The following is an 18,524-nucleotide window of genomic DNA, read 5'->3' as shown; positions in this document are numbered from 1 at the left end:
ACCACCGTCACGCTTTCGCCGAGCGAGGCCTCACTCGGCAAGCACGGGCAGATCCCGAAAGTGTCGCAATGCATCGGGGTTGGCCAGCGCCGAGGTGTTCTTGACCGGCCGGCCGTGGATCACGTCGCGCACGGCCAGCTCGGTGATCTTGCCCGAGACCGTGCGCGGCAGTTCGGGCACCGCGATGACCTTGGCCGGGACGTGGCGCGGGGTGGTGTTGGCCCGGATCTGCGCGCGGATCCGGTCGATCAGCGCGTCGTCGAGTTCGATGCCGTCGCGCAGGACGACGAACAGCACGACGCGAACGTCGCCGTCCCAGTCCTGGCCGACGCACAGCGACTCGAGCACCTCGTCGAGCTTCTCGACCTGGCGGTAGATCTCGGCGGTACCGATCCGCACGCCGCCGGGGTTCAGGGTGGCGTCGGAGCGGCCGTAGATGATCACGCCGCCGCGCGGGGTCAGGCGGGCGTAGTCGCCGTGGGCCCAGATGCCCGGGAAGGTCTCGAAATAGGCCGCCTCGTAGCGGGCACCGTCGGGGTCGTTCCAGAAACGGACCGGCATGCAGGGAAAGGGCTTCGAACAGGTCAGCTCGCCGGTCTCGTCCGCGACCACTTCGCCGTTCTCGTTGCGGATCTCGACCTGCATGCCCAGGCCCCGGCACTGGAGTTCGCCCACGTACACCGGCAGCATCGGGTTGCCGAGCGCGAAGCACGACACGATATCGGTACCGCCGGAGATCGAACTCAACTGCACATCGGCCTTGACGTCGCGGTAGACGTATTCGAACGACTCGGGCAACAGCGGGGAGCCCGTCGACAGGATCGTCCGGAGCCTCTCGAGTCGATGCGTCTCGCGCGGTTTCACGCCCGCCTTGTCGCAGGCCGCGATCCACTTCGCGCTGGTGCCGAACACGGCGATGTCGAGCTCATCGGCCAGGTCCCAGAGCACGTTGCCGTCGGGGTGGAACGGCGAGCCGTCGTAGAGCACCAGCGTGGCGCCGACGGCCAGCCCCGAGGCCAGCCAGTTCCACATCATCCAGCCGCAGGTCGTGAAGTAGAAGAAGCGGTCGTCGCGCTTCAGGTCGGTGTGCAGCAGCAGTTCCTTGAGGTGCTGCAGCAGCGTGCCGCCGGCGCCATGCACGATGCATTTGGGCACACCGGTGGTGCCCGACGAATACAGGATGTACAGCGGGTGGTCGAAGGGCAACGGCTCGAAGACCGGCCGGTCGCCCGCCCCGACTGCCCCAGCGGCCGTGTAGTCGTCCCACAGCACGGCCGGCCGGCCGAGCGCGGACGGATCGGGGTCCGGGTCCGCATAAGGAACGACGACCACCTGTTCGACCGACGGCAGCTCCGGCAGCAGCTCGCACACCCGGGCCAGGCAGTCATGCGTCCTGCCGTTGTAGCGATAGGCCGCGGCCACGAACAGCACCCGGGGTTCGATCTGGCCGAAGCGGTCGAGCACGCCGCGCACGCCGAAGTCCGGCGAGCACGACGACCAGACCGCACCGACCGATGCCGCGCCGAGCATCGCGATGATCGTTTCGGGCAGGTTCGGCAGGTAACCGGCGACGCGGTCGCCGGGCCGGATGCCCTGCTCGCGCAGCCTGGCGGCGACCGCGGCGACCTGTCGATCGAGCTCGCGCCAGCTCAACGATCGGCGAATGCGGTCGTCCGGTCGCCCTTCGCTGGCGAACTCGATGGCGATGGCTTCGTCCGATCGCCGGAGCAGGTTCTCGGCGAAGTTCAGCCGCGCGTCCGGATACCAGCGCGTTCCGGGCATGGCCGGCCATCCTTCGGTCACCCGGTCGCCGCGCTTCGAGGCACGCACCTCGGCAAAGTCCCAGACGGCATTCCAGAAGGTCTCGGGCTGCTCGATCGAAAACCGGTAGAGGCTCGCCGAATCGTTCACCGACGGATCGTGCGCGCGCGCCACGGCCTCGATGAAGCGGCCCAGGTGGGCGGACTGGATGCGCGCCGGATCGGGGCGCCAGATCGGATCGGTCATGCCGGAGCTCGTCTACGGGTCGGAAAAGCAGCAGCTTAACGAACCGGGCCACCGAGCGTCACGTGTACGTTCGGGCAGTCCGGCCGCGAGCTCGGTCATTCGATCCGGATATCGGCGTGATCGAAACTTCGTATTGCAGGCCGAACGCGATTCAAGGATGATAATGATTCTCGTTACATCACAGGCAGGTGCCACGATGGCCAAGTACAAGACACTGACGTTCGCGATGGTCCACATGCTGGTCGCGTTCACCGTGGTCGGCCTGATGACCGGCTCCTGGACGCTGGGCGGCGTGGTGGCCCTGATCGAACCGGCGATCAACACGGTGGCCTATTTCATCCACGAGCGCGTCTGGGAACGGCGGACCCGCCCGGTCGGCACGCCCGAGCCGCTGACCGGCGCCTGATCGACCGAGTCGCGCCGCCTCAGTCCGAACCCGGATCCAACTGCCTGCAGAGGGCCGCAACCGAGTCGCTGTCCGACACGGCCAGGTCGTCCGCGACCTCGCGCCGTGCGCGCGCGGCGTCGAGCCGGATCAGCCTCGACTTGACCGCGGCCAGTTGACCGGGCGGCATGCTGAATTCGCGCACGCCGAGACCGAACAGCACCGGCACCATTCTCGGGTCGCCGGCCATCTCGCCGCAGACCTGGACCGGGCGCTGGTGAACCGCCGCGCCCCGGACCACCCGGCCGATCAACTCGATGACGGCGCGACAGGACGGGTCGAACAGGTGGCTGACTCGTTCGTCCTGGCGGTCGACGGCCAGCACGTACTGGACCAGGTCATTGGTCCCGATCGACAGGAAATCCAGCCGCGCAGCGAAACGCTCGGCCATCCAGGCCGCCGCCGGGGTCTCGATCATGCCGCCGATCTGGACGTCCGGATCGACCGATACGCCCTCTTCGCGCAGCGCCTCGGCGCATTCGGCGATCCGTTCCCGGGCCCGCTCCAGCTCGTCGAGTCGGGTCAGCATCGGCAACAGGATCCGCACCGGCCCATGCGCCGAGGCCCGCAGGATCGCGCGGAGTTGAACGTCGAACAGTTCGGGCAGCGCCAGCGAAAGGCGGATGCCGCGCAGGCCGAGCGCGGGGTTCGGACCATCGAAACGAGCCAGCGCCTCGGGCAGCTTGTCGCCGCCGGCGTCCAGCGTGCGCACCGTCAGCGGCCGCCCGTCGAGCGCGGCCTGGGCCGTGCGCAGGGCCTGGTACTGGGTCTCTTCGTCGGGCAGCAGGGTCTCGGTGAACAGGAACTCGGTCCGCATCAGGCCGATCCCGACAGCGCCGTGCTCCACGCAGCGCGTCAGCTCCGGTGCGTGCTCGGCATTGCCGAACAGCCGGAACCGTTCCCCGTCGAGCGTGCGATCGGGCACGGCCAGGGCGCGGGCCTGGCGGGCGCTGCGGCGGGCCAGCTGGCGCACCTTCTCGCCGTAGTGGCCGTGCAGGCCGTCGTCCTCGGTGGCCAGCACGGCACCGTAGTGACTGTCGAGAATGACCCACTCGCCCTCGCGCAGCACCCTGAGCGCGCGCTTTACCGCCATCACCGTCGGGATGCCGTAGGCCCGGGCCAGGATCGCGCTGTGCGACCAGGTCCCGCCGTGTTCGGTGATCACGCCGGCGACCCGGCGCTGGTGGAGGATCGCGACTTCGGCCGGGCTCAGCGAACGGGCCAGCACGACCGTGCCCTCGAGGCCGGCGGGGATGCGTTCGGCCAGGGCCGCCGCGCCGGACTGGGCCAGCTCGCGCTGCAGCAGCTGGACGATCTGGTCGAGGTCTTCACTGCGCAGCGCCAGGTAGGCGTCCTCGGAACGTTCCAGGGCCGAGCGCATCGATGCGGCCTGCCGGTCCAGCGCCCATTCGGCATTGATGCCGTCGGTCCGGACGCGGCGCACGCTCTCGCCGATCAGGGTGTCGTCGCGCAGCATCAATCGATGCACCTGCAGCATCTCGGCGGCCGCGCCCCTCGCCTCGTCCGGCAGCCCGGCCTCCATCGCCGCCAGCGCAGACTCGCAGGCAGCACTGGCCGCCTCCAGGCGCCGGACCTGGCGTTCGATCTCCTCGTCCTCGACGTGATATTCGGGCAGGTCGAGCTCGCGGTGCGAAAGCTTGTGCAGCCGGCCGAGCGCGACCCCGTCGGAGACCCCGGTGCCGCTCAGCGCCAGGATCACTGGTCTTCCCCGAATCGGTCGCGGACCAGCGCCTCGATGGCCTCGGCGGCCTCCTCCGCATCCGGCCCGTCGCACTCCAGCGTCAGTTCGCTGCCGAGCGGCGCGGCGAGCATCAGCACCCCCATGATCGACTTGGCGTTGACCCGGCGACCGTCGCGCTCCAGCCACACGGCGGACTCGAAACCGGCCGCGGTCCGAACCAGCCGACTGGCCGCCCGCGCGTGCAGCCCGAGCCGGTTGACCAGCTGCAGCGAACGGCGGGTCACGACGCGCCGACCCGCAGGATGGCGCGCCGGCCACCGACCCGGGCCCGCTCGGCCAGTTCGTCCGGCGGCTGATCGGCGTGATTCAGCGCGCGCAACAGCATGCCGAGATTGAGACCGGCGACCACCGGCACCGACGGCGACGCGGCGCCGACGGCCAGGTTGTGCGGGGTGGCGCCCGGCAGGTCGGTCAGCAGCACTACCGGGGCCTGGGTGCGATGGGCGTCGATCCAGCGCGCCAGCTCGCCGGCCAGGGCAACCGGATCGCCGTCCGGCGCCACGTCGAAGGCCGCCGCGTCGGGCTCGGCGCCGAGGATCGTGCGGGCCACGTCGAGCAGCGCCGGGGCCAGGCCCTGGTGGGCGACCAGCAGAATCCGGGTCACTGCTGCAGCTCGCGATGATGGGTGGTCACGTCCAGGCCGTCGCGGCGCCAGCGCGTGGCCAGCTCGTCGACCAGGTAGACCGAGCGATGCCGCCCGCCGGTGCAGCCGATGGCGACGGTCAGGTGACTGCGCTGCTCTTCGGCCCAGGCCGGCAACCAGCGGCGCACGAAGCTGTCGATATCGGCGAGAAACGCGCCGACCCGGGCCTCGCCCTCGAGGTATTCACGGACCGGCCGCTCCAGGCCGGTGGCGCTGCGCAGGCCCGGCTGCCAGTGCGGGTTGGGCAGGCAGCGCGCGTCGAACACCAGGTCGACGTCGCGCGGCACGCCGCGCTTGAAGGCGAAGGACTCCAGCACCAGGTGCGAGATTTCCGACGGCCGGCCGGCCCGGACCTGCTCCCAGATCCGCCGGCGCAGCTGGTGCAGGTTCAGCCCACTGGTGTCGATCACGTGATCGGCGCGGCTGGCCAGCGACTGCAGCATGCGTCGTTCTTCCGCGATCGCCTGGGCCAGGGTGCGTCCCTCACCGAGCGGGTGGCGGCGGCGGGTTTCCGAATAGCGCTGGATCAGCACATCGTCGTCGGCTTCGAGGAAGATCACCTCGACCGCGAACGGCAGCGTCTCGAGCACTTCCGGCAGCGCCGCGAGCGTTTCCAAACCGGCCCGCGCGTCGACGCCGATGGCCACCCGCCGGAACCGCTCCGGCGCGGCCTCGATCTGCTCGGCCAGCGACGGCAGCAGTGTGGCCGGCAGGTTGTCGACGCAATAGAACCCCTGGTCCTCCAGGGCATTCAGGGCCACCGACTTGCCGCCGCCGGACAGGCCGCTGATCAGGATCAGGCGGGGTGCCTCAGCGCTGCCGGTCATGACCCATCAGGCGCCCGTGGCGCTCGAGAAAGTCGCCGGTGGCGTCGAAGCCCTTGAGCTGGAGCATGAAATTGCGCACCGCCGCCTCGGCGATGACCGCCAGGTTGCGACCCGGCAGCACCGGCAGCAGGATGCGCGGTACGTCGAGGTCCAGCACGCGCGCATCGTCCGACCGCCCCGACAGGCGATCGAACGAGACCTCGTCGCCGGGCTGCGGAGGGTGCAGATGCAGGATCAGCCGGAGGAACTTGTTGCTCTTGACTGCCGCATCGCCGAACATCCGGCGCACGTTCAGTACGCCGAGACCGCGCACTTCGAGGCAGTCGCGCAGCGCCTCCGGGCAGCTGCCGTCGATGATATCGGGCGTCATCTGGGTGAACTCGGGGCTGTCGTCGGCGATCAGGCGGTGGCCGCGGGTGATCAATTCCAGCGCCAGTTCGCTCTTGCCGGCGCCCGGCTCGCCGGTGATCAGCACCCCGATGGTGAAGATTTCCATGAACACGCCGTGCACGACCTGCCGGTTGGCCAGCGCCCGGGTGACCTCGTACTGCAGGATCGAGACCAGCTCCCAGGCCGGCCGCGGGCTCTTGAGCAGCGGCGTCTGGTTGTCGGCCGCCTGTTCCTCGAGATCGTCGCCGACCTCGCCGCCGCCGGCGACGATCAGCGCGGCCGGCCGGCATGCGCAGACCTCTGCCAGCGTCTGCCAGCGCTGACGGGCATCGAGCTTGTCGAGCCAGTCCAGTTCCTCGTCGCCGAGCACCTGGACCTGGTTGGGATGGATCAGGTTCAGGAAGCCGACCAGCGATGGTCGAGCCCGGAACGATACCGCCGACAGGGTGCGGTGGCGAGCCTGGCGCTGGCCGCCGACCCAGTGAAGTTCCAGCCGCTCACCGAGGCGTTCCACCAGGTCGGCGACGGCCAGGGTCTGATTCACGGCTCGAAGTCGTTGAGGACTCGAATGACGTCGTCGGCGCCGTCGAGTCCGCGCAGGCGTTCGCGCTGGTCCGGGTCGGAAAACAGCTGGGCGATGCCGGCCAGCAGCTTGAGGTGACCCTCGCTGCAGGTCGACGGCACGACCAGCGCGAAGAACAGGTCGACGGGTTCGGCATCGGGACTGTCGAAATCGATCGGCCGCGTCAGCCGGATCAGCGCGCCGGAGGCCCCGGGCTGCTCGATGCGGCAGTGCGGAATGGCCACACCGTGGCCGAGCCCGGTCGAGCCGAGCCGTTCGCGCTGGCAAAGGCCGTGGAAGATATCGCGCCCGGCTGCGGCATCGGGTGCCGCGCCGAGCAACCCGGCCGCCGCCTCGAGCAGGGACTTCTTGCTCGAAACGGTCCGGTCCAGCGCGATCCGGTCCGGAGTCAGCAGGTCGGCGAGGCGCATGGCATCCGGCGGAACGTCATGGGGTCTGGAGGTGCGCTGCCCGGCTCAGCCGGCTTCGGCCCGGCGCTCGGCGCGGTGGTGGTCCTTGACCTTGCGCTTGTGCCGGCGGACCTGTCGATCGAGTTTGTCCATCAACAGGTCGATGGCCGCGTACATGTCTTCGGCATCGGCGTCGGCGTGAATCGGCTGGGTACGGCCACCGACATTGATGGTGCCTTCGGCGAAATGCTGGACCCGCTCCAGGCGCAGCACCACGTGGGCCGAGGTCAGGTGGTCGAAGTGGCGCTGGACGCGCTCCATCTTTTCGGACACGTAGGCCCGCAGGGCCTGAGTGACGTCCACGTTCTGTCCACTGATCTCGATCTGCATGGCATTGCTCCTCTGGCTGAGTCGAAGGGCCGGTCGGCAGGTTCCGCGAAGGGACCGCTCGGTCCGACCCGGAAGCCAATGGTATACCAATGCCCCGACCGCTTCAGTCCCGCGCAGCCCGCCCGGCGCGACTCACGGGCGACGCGCCTCGCGGCGCCGGCGAGCGGAGTTCGGGATCCCGAGCTGTTCGCGGTACTTCGCGACGGTCCGACGCGCCAGCAACAGCCCATCGGCGGCGAGCCGTTCGACCAGGGCCTGGTCCGACAGCGGCTTGCCGACCGGCTCGGTTGCGATCAATCGCTCGAGCCGGGCCTTGACCGCGGTGGCCGAGACCGACCGACCATCGCGGGTCGGGATCGCCCCGGAGAAGAAGTACTTCAGCTCGAAGGTCCCGCGCGGGGTGTGCATGAACTTGCCGGTGGTGGCACGCGAGACCGTGGATTCGTGGACGTCGACCCGCTCGGCGATCTCCTTCTGCAGCAGCGGCTGCATCCCGATGTCGCCGTGCTCGAGGAAACCGGCCTGGTGCCGGACGATCGCCTCGGCCACCGAACGCAGGGTGTGATTGCGCAGCTCGAGGCTGGAGATCAGCCACTGGGCTTCCTTGAGCCGCTCCTTCAGATAGCTCTTGTCCTCGCCCAGGGCCTTCTTGATCATCTTGACGTAGGCGTCGTTGAGGCGCAGCCGCGGATCGTTGTCGCGATTGAGTCGGACCTGCCAGCCATCGTCTCCGGGAAACACATACACGTCCGGGACCAGGTAGTTCTCGTCGTCGCGGCCGTAGCGCAGGCCGGGACGCGGATCCAGCCGCCGGATCACCGCCAGTGCACCGTCGATCTCCTCGGTGCCGAACCCGGTCCGTCGCGCCAGCGCGGCGGCCTCGAGACCGCCGACCTCGTCGAGGTAGTGTTCGATCAGATGCTCGGCCAGGCCACGCGACGGAGTCTCCGACGGCAGCGTTCGGACCTGGATCAGCAGGCATTCCCTGAGATTGCGCGCGGCCACGCCGACCGGCTCGAAGTGCTGCACCCGTCCGAGCACCGCAACGACTTCGTCGATCGAGACCAGGTATTCCGGCGCCAGCGACGCGCGCAGCGTGGCCAGATCGTCGGCCAGGTAGCCGTCTTCGCCCAGCGCGTAGATGATGGCGCGGGCGATCGCTTCGTCCTGCTCGGAGAAGTGTGCGAGGTTGGCCTGCCAGAGCAGGTGCTGGGCCAACGACTCCTGGGCGGGATCACTGATGAAACGATCGTAGTCGGGCGTCTCGGCGACCTCGGAGAAACCCTCGGGAAGGTCGTTCCAGCGTTCGTCGTGATACTCATCGCGATCGTCGGCACGGTATTCGTCGGCGAAGTCGTCGACGGGATCGGTGCCGTCCCGGGGTTCGACATCGGCCTCGGACACCGCCTCCGGCGCGTCGAGCTCCAGCAGTGGATTGGACTCCAGCGCCTGCTCGAGGTGCTCGCGCAGCTCCAGCCGGTTGAGCTGCAGCAGGGCAATGGCCTGCCGAAGCTGCGGTGCCAGCTTGAGTTTCTGCCCGAGCTTGAGCTTGAGTCCGGTCTGCAGAGCCATGCCGGCATTGTAGGTGATCGTCGGCCGAGCGCCGAGAGCCGGGATCCGATGCCCGATCGACGAGTGCCGACCTCAGAGCGCGGCCAGCACCCGGGCCCGGTGCGGCGCGAGCGGATCGTCGCGGATGAAGGCCATCACGCGATCGAGATAGTCCGGGTGAAGGCCGAGCAGGCGCTGCATCGCCGATTCGTCGGGTTTCAGGCCGAGCGGACCGAAGCTGGCCTGGCCCTGGTGGGCCACGAAGGCGTCGTCGCACAGCCGGTGCGTCCAGCCGGCCGCGGTGGCCCGCATGCACCAGTCGTTTTCCTCGCCGTAGCCCTTGCCGAAGGTCCGGGCATCGAAATCGCCCACCGCATCCAGGCAGGCCCGGCGCAGGAACATGCAGAAGCCGACCGCGGTCGGCAGGCTCGGATACGCCGGCCGGGTCGCGAGGCAGGCCCGGGCCCAACGCTCGACGTCTGCGGGCACGGGCGCGGCCCGGCACAACTCGGGCAGCGAGACGATCTCACCGTTGTTGGTCCACGGGGTAATCGATGCAGCGTCCGGACACACCTCGGCGCAGCGACGCATCGCGTTCAGCCAGTCGCCGGCCGGGACCGTGTCGGAATTGAGCAGGACGACGTCGGCAGGGCCGGCCAGCGCCATGCCGCGATTGACGGTGCCGACGAAACCCAGGTTCCGCGCCTGGCGCTCCCGGTGCCAGGCCGGATCGCAGGCCTCGGCCAGCAGAGCGGGAATCGCCGGATCGGTCGATGCATCGTCGATGACGATCACGTCGGCCTGGCCCGGCGCCAGCGTTCGGCGCAGCGCCGACAGGCAGCGCCGGGTCTCGTCCGGCGCGTTGAACACCGGCACCACGATGGTCGGCGCGATGCTCATCGGTCGGCGTCGTCGCCGGTGCACCAGCGATGCGGCAGCTCGACCAGGCCCAGCGCGCGGCTGCGCCCGGACACCGTGAACTCCGCCTCGACGGTGTCCTGAAGCCGCAGTCCTTCCGGGTCCATGGCATGCGCCCGCACGACGTAGCTGCCCGGCAGCAGCGGCAGGCCGTCGAACGCCAGATCGATCGCGAAGCGATGGTCGTCGATGCGCGCAGGCACGGCCTCGTCGTGATCGGTCGCCACGCCGTAGACCGGTGTACCGTCGGCGCGAACGATGCCGACCAGCGCTTGAGGCGCACGACCGTCCGGCGAATGCAGCGCCAGCTCGACGCGCAGCGGATCGCCGACATCGATCCGCAGCGGTCCATTGTCCGAGGCCGGATGCAGCGTCAACCGCTCGACCCGATAGCGCGCGCCGTCGAGCCGTGCCGCGCGCGCCCGTTCGCGCGAATCGGCATCGCGCCGCTCGTGCCAGGCGAGGTAGGACTGGGTCACCTCGAACACGTCACCCCAGGCCCGCACCCCGCCCTGCTCCAGCCACAGCGCATGGCGGCAGAGCTTCTGGACCTGGTACATGTTGTGCGAGACCATCAGCAGCGTACCGCCCTCGGACAGGTAGCGCTCGATCCAGCGAATGCAGCGCTTCTGGAACGACTCGTCGCCGACCGCGAGCACCTCGTCGGTGATCAGCAGGTCCGGACGGACCGAAGCGACCACGGCGAAACCGAGGCGCACGACCATGCCCGAGGAATAGTTCTTGATCGGTTCGTGAATCGCCTCACCGATGTCGGCAAAAGCCAGGATGTCGTCCAGGCGCGCCGCGACGTCGGCGCGGGACAGGCCGAGAAACGATGCGTTCATCCGCAGGTTCTCCAGCCCGGTCACATCCGGCTCGAAACCGGCGCCGAGTTCGAGCAGGGCCGCAACGCTGCCGCGGGTCTCGATCCGGCCTTCGCTCGGCGCCAGCACACCGGTGATCATCTTCAGCAGCGTCGACTTGCCGGCGCCGTTGGCGCCGATGATGCCGACCGACTCGCCGCGACGGACTTCGAAGTCGACGCCGCCGAGGACCCGCTTGACACCCTTCGAGCGGCCCGAAGCGAGGATGTCGAGAATCGCCCGCCAGCGCCCCCCGGCACCGGGGCCGGCCGGATAGGCCTTGCCGACCTCGTTCACGCGCAGCAACGGTTCGGTCACAGGTAGTCCTCGAAGTACGGCGCCAGGCGCCGGAAGAACGCGCGGCCGACCAGGAACACCAGCGCCGAAACCGGCACCATCCAGAGGGTGTGCGCGCCGGGCAGGACCTGCCCGTGCAGCAGCGCCGCGCGCAGGTCGTTCATCAAGCCGGCGACGGGATTGAACATCCACAGGGACTGCAGATGATCGGGCAGCATCTCCGGGGCATAGAGGATCGGCGTCAGGAAGAACGCGAACATCAGCAGCGTCGGCAGCAGTTGGTCCAGGTCCCGGTAGAAGACACGAAGCGCAGCGGCGAAGAAGCCGAGACCGGCGGCCAGGGCGAACAGGACGGCCAGCGTCAGCAGCGCCGCGGCCAGGCCTTGCGGCGCAATCGCGACACCGAACAGCGGCAATGCGACCAGCACGGCCACAAAGCCGGCCACCTGCAGCACGAACGCCGCGGTGGCGGCACTCAGGGCCAGCTGGTCCCGGGCCAGCGGCACCTTGCTGATCAGGTTGGCATGCTCCGGCATGCTCGCCGCGGCACGGAGGATCGCGTCCTGGAACGCCAGCCACGGCCACATCGCGATCGCCAGCCAGGCGACGAAGGGCAGATCCAGGCCGGCGGGGACGCGGGCCCGGAAGATCACGCCGAACACGAAGCCGTAGACTGCCAGCAGCAGCAGCGGGGTCAGCACGACCCACAGCCAGCCGGACCGGCTGCCGACGAACCGACCTCGGAGATCCCGGAGGAGCAGGTCGCGGAACATCGCCGGCCTCGCCCGAGGGTCAGTTCCCGGACTGGATCGCGTCGATCAGCTCCTGCGGCGGCGGGTAGCGTTCGAGGATCTCGGCCACGGCGCCGTCGACCAGTTCGAGCTCACCGTCCCAGGCCTGGCGCATCAAGCGGTCGAGCAATTGTTCGCGATGCCGTTCCCGGGCCTGCGCGATGAGCTGATCCTGGACTTCCTCGAACGACTGTCGCCCACCGGCTCGACGTTCTTCGACGATCACGACATGCCAACCGAAACCGGATTCGACCAGGCCCATCTCGCCTTCGTCGAGCTGGGCGATGCCTGCAGCGAACTGGTCTTCCAGCGTCGCGACGTCGATGGCCTCGAGCGTGCCCTTGTTCTGGACCACGCTCGGATCGTCGGAGTGGCTCCGGGCCAGCATGGCGAAATCCTCGCCCTGCTCCAGCCGCGCCATCAACTCGGCGGCGCGAGAACGAGGGTCGTCGCGGAAATCGCGAACCAGGACGTGCCTGAAGGTCACCGTGTCGGGCCGGGAGAACCGGTCGGGGTTGCTCAGATAGGTTTCCCGCGCCTGGTTCTCGTAGCTGTCGAGCTCACGCTCGGCGATCCAGTTCTCGCGGTACTTTTCGGCCAGGCGCACGATCATCATGTGGTGCAACTCGGCTTGGAAGTCCACCGTATCGGCCAGGCCCTGTTCGCGCCCGCGCTCGGCCAGGAAGTGAACGGTGAGAACGTCCTGGATGAGTTGCTCCAGCCGCTCCGGAGACGACACCACACCGGCACGGTCGCCCTCGGGGACGGCCATCATCCGGCCGTGGAGGTCGAGCATCGAAATTTCGGTATCGCCGCGGCTGGCGATCAAGGGACTTTCCAGTTCGATCTCGACGCTGCGTTCGATCGCCAGCGACGAAGTGCAGGACAGGATCAGAGCGAGAATTGCGATGGATCGCATGGCGGTGACTCCTTCGAGTTCCGGGGATTCAAGACGATCCCGCCCGGAAGGATCCGGGCGGGAGAAACCTGCGGTTTGATCGCGAAACGCAGGCCGGGTTCCCCGGCCCGCGCAAGGTCAGTTGACCAGCGAGTTGATGATATCGCCGCACTGGGTGGCCGTCGTCGGGTTCGACGCGCCTGTGCAGGCCCAGTCGTCGTACGGCGCGTCATCGTTGTCGGTATACAGGATGTTCAGGTAGTAGGTCGTGTTCGGCTGAAGGACGCAGTCGAAACCGCCACCGGAATTGATCGCCCAACGGACCGAACCCTGGCCGAGGAACCGCTTGCAGTTGTTGTCGTTCAGGTCGGTGAAATCACCCGGACACTGGCTCAGCGTGACGATCTTCTGGCCGCTCGGGACAAAGGTCTGCAGAACGTCGAAGGTCACGCGCCCGCTGACGCCGGTCGCAAGCCCGTCGGTGTCGAATTGCAGCGACGCGTAGCGATCACGCTGAATCGCCGTATCGCGACCGTTGCCCTGCGGGAAGTCCTGGCCGAACAGCTGTAGCCAGGTCTGCGTCACCGTTGAACTCCCGTCGATGATCGCCGTGTCCTGGGTCAGGCCTGCGGGCGGAACGCGGCCGTCATCGACGCAGAACGCAGGAACGCCGCCACCGCCACCTCCGCCGGGGATGACCGTCAGCGAAACGTCGGCCGTGTCGGTCACCGGACCGTTACTGCATTCGAGCGTCACGGTGTAGGTATCCGGGGACAGCGCCGCTGTCGACACGGCCTGGTTTCCGGCCGGCAGCTTCGTACCGTTCCAGGTCGTGGCCGGGAGGCCCGCGCCCTGGCATTCCCAGGCACCGCGCCCGTTCCAGCCGAAGTTCGTGGTCTGGCCCTGGGTCACCGTGGACGGCGAGACGTTGAACGAAGTAATCGACACCTGGACATCGGAACAGTCGGTCGTCGCCGAGCAGGCCGCCGGGTCCAGCGGCGTGGCAGTAATGTTTCCGGACAGCGGATCGAGCAGTACATCGGTGCCGTCGAGCAACTCGATCGTGGTCGGCGTCGGCGATGTGTCGAGGATGATGCTCTGGGACTGAGCGAACGCGGTGCCCGCGAGCACTGCCAGGACGAGCGCGGAAAGACAGCGAACCGGCTGCAGGCAACGCGCAACCCGTTCGTTCGATTCGGAATGATTCATGGATTGGAGACTCGGGAATTCGAAACGTACAGACCGACCGCTGCGGGCCGGGACCAGGGTTGCCAATGTAGGACAGACCCGGTTAAGAAAAGTTTAAAAAAGGGCCGCCCGAGGGCGGCCCTTTGTGTTTCGTGGTGACCGGCCGGAGGCCGACCGGTCGAATACACGAGACTTACGGCGCCGGCGGAGCGATCTGCAGGCGACGGCTACCGCGGTGCTTGAACGTACCACCGTAGTTCGCCAGAACGGTACCACCGCCCAGCTGACCGTTGGAGTACGTGTTCACCCAGAAACCGATGGTCGGCAGGCCCAGGTACTGGATGCCGGCAGCGGACGGACGGGTGAAGTGCACGGGCGGATCGTCCGGGTTGAACTCGAAGCGCAGCCAACCGCTGGTGAAGTCGCCCATCGGGATCGTCGCGAAACGCGGCTCCTTCAGGATTTCACTTTCGGTCGGAACCGCACCACCGGTCTGATCGAAGCGAATCACGTTCGTTTCGTAGCAGAGGGTGAACGGACCGGAACCCGGCGGGGTCGGCGGCGGCGGCGAGATGATCGGCGGCTGGATGACCGGGTTCGACGGAGCTTCTTCGCGATCCCAGAACTGGAAGGCCACCGGCTCGCAGGCGTCACCGGTCCACGCGACGGTGAACGGATCCACCGGCGGGGTGTCGATGGCGAACGCGCCGTCAACGTAGAAACGCTTGGTCGGGAAGTTGATCACCCACTCCGAACGCGAGTTGATGGCCGGATCGATCACGTACTCGTTCATGACCGTGTCGTACAGGACGTTGGCGGAAACGGCTTCGACGCCTTCCAGCCAGGTCTGCGTATCGACGACACCGTTGATGAACACGTTCGAGACGTTGTCGCCCGAGTTCAGGTTCGGGAAGATGTCACCCGGATCGGTGTGCAGGATCGCGGTCGAGAATGCATCGATGGCATCAGCGTTGTAGCTGAACATCGTGCCTTCGGCGACGTTGATGATGCTGCCGCCACCGAACAGGCCGCCGGACGGCATTTCGTGGTCGATCAGCTCGTCCTGGATCCAGTACCCACCGGTGCCACCGAAGACGGTCCATGCATCGACCAGCTGCTGGCAGTCGGCCGGACGCGGAACTTCGACGGTAGCGCCGCCCGGGCCCGGAACGTTGGTCAGCACGTGGGTTGCAGCCGCGGCCGAACCTTCGGTGATGTCGACCAGCGTGCCCATTTCGATGACTTCGATGTAACCGGAAGCCGTACGCTCGATGCCCTGCGGGCCGGAGTCGTCGTTCGGACCGGTGTAGGCGAAGTCGACGAAGTCGACGGAGCCGAAGCGCGCGGTTTCATCCGCGAACGTACCCTGACCGAAGAAGTACGGAACGGTGCAGGACGAATCCGGAATGATCAGGGAGCCGCCGCCGGCAGCATTGCCGGTGATCGCCGCCACCCACACGTCGTATTCCGACATGTAGAGGTTGAAGTCGAGAACTTCGCGAGAGTTCAGGGCTTCCAGGAAACGGACTTTGACAGACTTGGCATTGTCAGTGGTGTTGACAATGGAAATCAGCGTGTCATTGCCGCCGCGGGCGGAATAGTACGGGTACAGGAGGACCTGACCCAGGCCGTCCGGGTTCAGGTTAACAGCGTTGGAAACGCTGACCATCCCCGCAACGCCCGTCAGACCTGCGAGTACCGCAGTCGTCAAGGTCTTTCTTTTCATTACAACACTCCTAGGTTTTTACACAGGGCTCTGCATTGAGCAATTTCTGATCATCTTCGGGCAGCGATCACCCAGAATCAGATTTTGCAAGTCTATATTAACCAAGCCCGGACTGTAAAGCAACAGAATTCAGGCGGGGCGCACCACCTGTCGGCGCTCACGCTCCGGGCATGAACCACCAAGTGTCGTCGATGCGGATCCAGGTTTCCTCGATGGGTCGCCGGTTCCCCATGCCCGACATCTGGGCAGGCGCCGATGGTACCCGATATTCGAGGTCGATTTCCACCACGCAGCGATCGCCGTCGCAGCTGGACGAAAGCGCCTCGGCGGCCACCCACTGGACCGGGCGGCTGCGCATGTCGATCGTGAAGTCGACCAGCGGCATCTGCTCGCGGAAACCGGGCGTGTAGTAGCCGTAGGCGGTTTCGTGATCGCCGGAGATCAGCGCGTTCCAGCGCCCCTGGGCGCGCTGCAACACGGCCTCGTCAGTGCTCGGCGCCGCCTCGGCGGCCGGTTCGGAAGGCGGATCGGACGGCGAACAGCCGACCAGCGACAGGCCGGCGATCAGGATGAACAGGATGGAATAGCGCATACGTCCTCGTAGTCGATTCGATGGATGGGATTGAAACCGGGTCGGCGGATCAGTCGCGGATGCCCTGGAATCCGCCGGCGATGGGCTCGAGGCCCTTGAACTTCTTCTCGAACTCGCGGGAGATTTCCTCGAGCTCGGCGGTGTTCTGGATCACCGTGGGGGTGATCAGCACCAGTGTCTCTTCGCGGCTCTGGGTCCGCGCACGGCGCCCGAACAGGCCGCCGATGATCGGAATCCGGCTCAGCCCGGGCAGGCCGCTGGACGAAATGCCGTTGGTCTCGGCGATCAGGCCGCCGAGCACGATGGTCTGGCCCGACTGGACCGCCACTTCGGTGGTGACGTTGCGGGTATTGATCGCAACGTTCGGGTTGTCGGAGGTCGGGGGGTCGCCGGGCGAGGAGACTTCCTGGCTGACCGTCAGGTAGACCAGCCCGCCGGGATTGACGCGTGGCGTCACGTCGAGCACGGTTCCGGTGTTGATGTACTGCGTGGTGCCGAGCCGGCTGCCGGTGTCGGTCCCACCGATGAACGACTGCGACTGGACCGGGATCTGGGAGCCGACATTGATCGTGGCCTGCGCGTTGTTGCGCACCATCAGCGACGGCGCGGAGATGGTCCGCGTATCCGATACGCTGTCGAGCAGGTCGATGATCGCGCCCACGTAGTTCGACCCGATGCCACCGGCCGGCGTCAGCGAAGACTGGAAGCCGCCGAAACCGTTGCCGAACTGGCCGAAATTCAGGTCGTTGGAGCCGACGAACCCGTCCGGCAGGTCGGGCGAGGCCGAATTCTGCAGGAACCAGCTGACGCCGAACTCCAGCGCGTCGTTGAGCACCACCTGCAGCACCTGGGCTTCGATCAGGACCTGAAGCGGCTGCTCGTCGAGCCGCTCGATGGCGTTGAGGATCGAGTCGTACTCGCTCGGCGAGGCCTGGATCAACAGCGAGTTGGTTTCCAGCACAGCGGTGATCCGGATGCCGCCGTCCTCGCCCAGCGTGACCGTTCCACCACCACCGGTACGGCCACCGCCACCGCTGGCCGCTCGGGCCTGCGGGCCGGTCTCGGTCTGGAATTCGTTGACCGAACTGGCCTGGGCCCGCTCGAGCCCGGGCGCCAGCCCGCCCCGGTCCTGCCGCTGGGTGGCCTGGCTGCCGCCGCCTTCGCCGCCGAACACGTTGGCCAGGTAGCCGGCCAGCACGTCGGCGTCGAGGTTCTTGACCCGATAGACATACAGCCGCGCGCCGGCCTCGGGGCTGGAGCGATCGAGCCGGTCGATCCACTTCTCGATCTCGTCGAGGTAGCGCGCCTGCGGCGTGATCACCATGATCGAGTTCAGCCGCTCCATCGGCATGATCCGGAACATCCCGGCCAGCGGCGATCCACCCTCGCCTTCGCCTTCGCCGAGCAGGGACTGCAGCTCGGTGGCCAGGTCGGCGACCTCGACCCGGCTGATCTCGAAGATGCCGACCGACATGCCCGCCAGCCAGTCGACGTCGAAGGTGTCGATGACCTGGATGTAGTTGCGAAGCTCCGCCGGCGTGCCGGCCAGCATCAGCAGGCTGCGGGCGTTGTCGGCGTTGAGCACGGCGTCTTCGCGCGCGTAGGGTTCCAGGATGGTGACCATCTGGCTCGGCGCGATGTAGTCCAGCGGGACACCGACCACCTGGTAGCCGCGGCCGAGGGCTTCCGATCCGATCCGCGGCGTCAGGTTGCCGCGCACGGCCTCGGAGATCGGCAGCACGTGGTACCGGTCCTCGCGCCAGATCAGCGTGGCGCCGTTCCAGCGCAGCAGCATCTCGAGGATCGGCAGGATCTGGTCGCGCGTCACCGGCCGTGCGGTGGAAAACGTGACCTCGCCGGAAATCCCCGGTGCGATCACGTAGTTTTCCTGCAGCATGTGGCCGAGGATGGCGTGGATGACTTCCTGGATGCCCTGGCCTTCGAAGTTCAGCGTGACCTCGCCCTCGCCGTCCGGAGGCAGGACCGGGGCGTTGGCCGCGTCGCGGTTGATGAACACGCCGGTGCCCGGATAGGTCTCCGTGCCCTCGAACGCGGCGCCCTCCTCGCCCGACTCGGGACCGAGTTCGATCGGCCCCTGGACGGGCGCGGTCTCGGCGAAGCGGGCACCGGCCGGGCGGGTCGGATCGGTCACGTCATCGCGCCGGTCGGTCGCGGCGCAACCGGCCAGCAGCAGGACACCGATCAGGGCCAGCGTGGGGCGTGCTCGACGTCGATCTGTACGTTCGATAGGCATTCGATGTTCC

General features: G+C 67.7%; 18 protein-coding genes. 1 reads left to right on the top strand and 17 read right to left on the bottom strand.

Going from position 1 to position 18,524, the window contains the following annotated elements:
* Positions 1 to 30 precede the first annotated feature (30 nt).
* The gene (locus tag HFP89_RS07945; protein WP_168717108.1) at positions 31 to 2,007 is read right to left on the bottom strand and encodes an acetoacetate--CoA ligase; all 1,977 of its coding nucleotides are present in this window, start codon (positions 2,005 to 2,007) and stop codon (positions 31 to 33) included.
* A gap of 196 nt (positions 2,008 to 2,203) precedes the next feature.
* Between HFP89_RS07945 and HFP89_RS07940 the strand changes: the two genes are divergently transcribed.
* Complete coding sequence (locus tag HFP89_RS07940) at positions 2,204 to 2,413, top strand: DUF2061 domain-containing protein (protein WP_206212257.1); 210 nt, start codon at positions 2,204 to 2,206, stop codon at positions 2,411 to 2,413.
* 19 nt (positions 2,414 to 2,432) lie between these two features.
* Here the strand turns inward: HFP89_RS07940 and ptsP are convergent, their stop codons facing one another.
* The 16 genes from ptsP to gspD all read right to left on the bottom strand — a co-directional run bounded on the left by ptsP (position 2,433) and on the right by gspD (position 18,514).
* Positions 2,433 to 4,172, bottom strand: a complete 1,740-nt coding sequence (gene ptsP / locus HFP89_RS07935; RefSeq protein ID WP_168717106.1) for a phosphoenolpyruvate--protein phosphotransferase — start codon at positions 4,170 to 4,172, stop codon at positions 2,433 to 2,435.
* Entirely contained in the window at positions 4,169 to 4,438 is a 270-nt protein-coding gene (locus HFP89_RS07930) for an HPr family phosphocarrier protein (RefSeq protein WP_168717105.1), read from the bottom strand. Before HFP89_RS07930 ends, ptsP begins: the two co-directional genes overlap by 4 nt.
* On the bottom strand, positions 4,435 to 4,818 hold the full coding sequence (locus HFP89_RS07925; protein WP_168717104.1) for a PTS sugar transporter subunit IIB: 384 nt from the start codon (positions 4,816 to 4,818) through the stop codon (positions 4,435 to 4,437). The genes HFP89_RS07930 and HFP89_RS07925 overlap by 4 nt, the downstream gene beginning before the upstream one ends.
* The gene (gene rapZ / locus HFP89_RS07920; RefSeq protein ID WP_168717103.1) at positions 4,815 to 5,684 is read right to left on the bottom strand and encodes an RNase adapter RapZ; all 870 of its coding nucleotides are present in this window, start codon (positions 5,682 to 5,684) and stop codon (positions 4,815 to 4,817) included. The genes HFP89_RS07925 and rapZ overlap by 4 nt, the downstream gene beginning before the upstream one ends.
* A complete protein-coding gene (hprK, locus tag HFP89_RS07915) occupies positions 5,668 to 6,618 on the bottom strand; it encodes an HPr(Ser) kinase/phosphatase (RefSeq protein WP_168717102.1) in 951 nt (316 codons plus the stop codon). The genes rapZ and hprK overlap by 17 nt, the downstream gene beginning before the upstream one ends.
* Positions 6,615 to 7,067, bottom strand: coding sequence for a PTS sugar transporter subunit IIA (locus HFP89_RS07910; RefSeq protein WP_168717101.1), 453 nt, complete (start codon positions 7,065 to 7,067; stop codon positions 6,615 to 6,617). The genes hprK and HFP89_RS07910 overlap by 4 nt, the downstream gene beginning before the upstream one ends.
* 45 nt (positions 7,068 to 7,112) lie before the next feature.
* Positions 7,113 to 7,436: a ribosome-associated translation inhibitor RaiA gene (raiA, locus tag HFP89_RS07905; RefSeq protein ID WP_168717100.1), complete on the bottom strand. Its 324-nt coding sequence runs from the start codon at positions 7,434 to 7,436 to the stop codon at positions 7,113 to 7,115.
* Between the two features lie 132 nt (positions 7,437 to 7,568).
* Positions 7,569 to 9,008: an RNA polymerase factor sigma-54 gene (locus HFP89_RS07900; RefSeq protein ID WP_168717099.1), complete on the bottom strand. Its 1,440-nt coding sequence runs from the start codon at positions 9,006 to 9,008 to the stop codon at positions 7,569 to 7,571.
* Positions 9,009 to 9,080: 72 nt separating this feature from the next.
* Positions 9,081 to 9,887: a glycosyltransferase family 2 protein gene (locus HFP89_RS07895; RefSeq protein ID WP_168717098.1), complete on the bottom strand. Its 807-nt coding sequence runs from the start codon at positions 9,885 to 9,887 to the stop codon at positions 9,081 to 9,083.
* Positions 9,884 to 11,086, bottom strand: coding sequence for an ABC transporter ATP-binding protein (locus HFP89_RS07890; protein WP_168717097.1), 1,203 nt, complete (start codon positions 11,084 to 11,086; stop codon positions 9,884 to 9,886). Before HFP89_RS07890 ends, HFP89_RS07895 begins: the two co-directional genes overlap by 4 nt.
* The gene (locus HFP89_RS07885; protein ID WP_168717096.1) at positions 11,083 to 11,838 is read right to left on the bottom strand and encodes an ABC transporter permease; all 756 of its coding nucleotides are present in this window, start codon (positions 11,836 to 11,838) and stop codon (positions 11,083 to 11,085) included. The genes HFP89_RS07890 and HFP89_RS07885 overlap by 4 nt, the downstream gene beginning before the upstream one ends.
* A gap of 19 nt (positions 11,839 to 11,857) precedes the next feature.
* Positions 11,858 to 12,775: a peptidylprolyl isomerase gene (locus HFP89_RS07880; RefSeq protein WP_168717095.1), complete on the bottom strand. Its 918-nt coding sequence runs from the start codon at positions 12,773 to 12,775 to the stop codon at positions 11,858 to 11,860.
* 117 nt (positions 12,776 to 12,892) lie between these two features.
* The gene (locus HFP89_RS07875; protein ID WP_168717094.1) at positions 12,893 to 13,963 is read right to left on the bottom strand and encodes a hypothetical protein; all 1,071 of its coding nucleotides are present in this window, start codon (positions 13,961 to 13,963) and stop codon (positions 12,893 to 12,895) included.
* A 172-nt stretch (positions 13,964 to 14,135) separates the two neighbouring features.
* Positions 14,136 to 15,668, bottom strand: coding sequence for a hypothetical protein (locus HFP89_RS07870; RefSeq protein WP_168717093.1), 1,533 nt, complete (start codon positions 15,666 to 15,668; stop codon positions 14,136 to 14,138).
* 157 nt (positions 15,669 to 15,825) lie between these two features.
* On the bottom strand, positions 15,826 to 16,260 hold the full coding sequence (locus HFP89_RS07865) for a hypothetical protein (protein WP_168717092.1): 435 nt from the start codon (positions 16,258 to 16,260) through the stop codon (positions 15,826 to 15,828).
* Positions 16,261 to 16,309: 49 nt separating this feature from the next.
* A complete protein-coding gene (gene gspD, locus HFP89_RS07860; protein ID WP_168717091.1) occupies positions 16,310 to 18,514 on the bottom strand; it encodes a type II secretion system secretin GspD in 2,205 nt (734 codons plus the stop codon).
* Positions 18,515 to 18,524: the final 10 nt, after the last annotated feature.

It is taken from the genome of Wenzhouxiangella sp. XN79A (assembly GCF_012272825.1).
In the GTDB taxonomy this organism is placed as follows: Bacteria; Pseudomonadota; Gammaproteobacteria; order Xanthomonadales; family Wenzhouxiangellaceae.
This window is presented reverse-complemented; position numbering and strand designations above follow the sequence as displayed.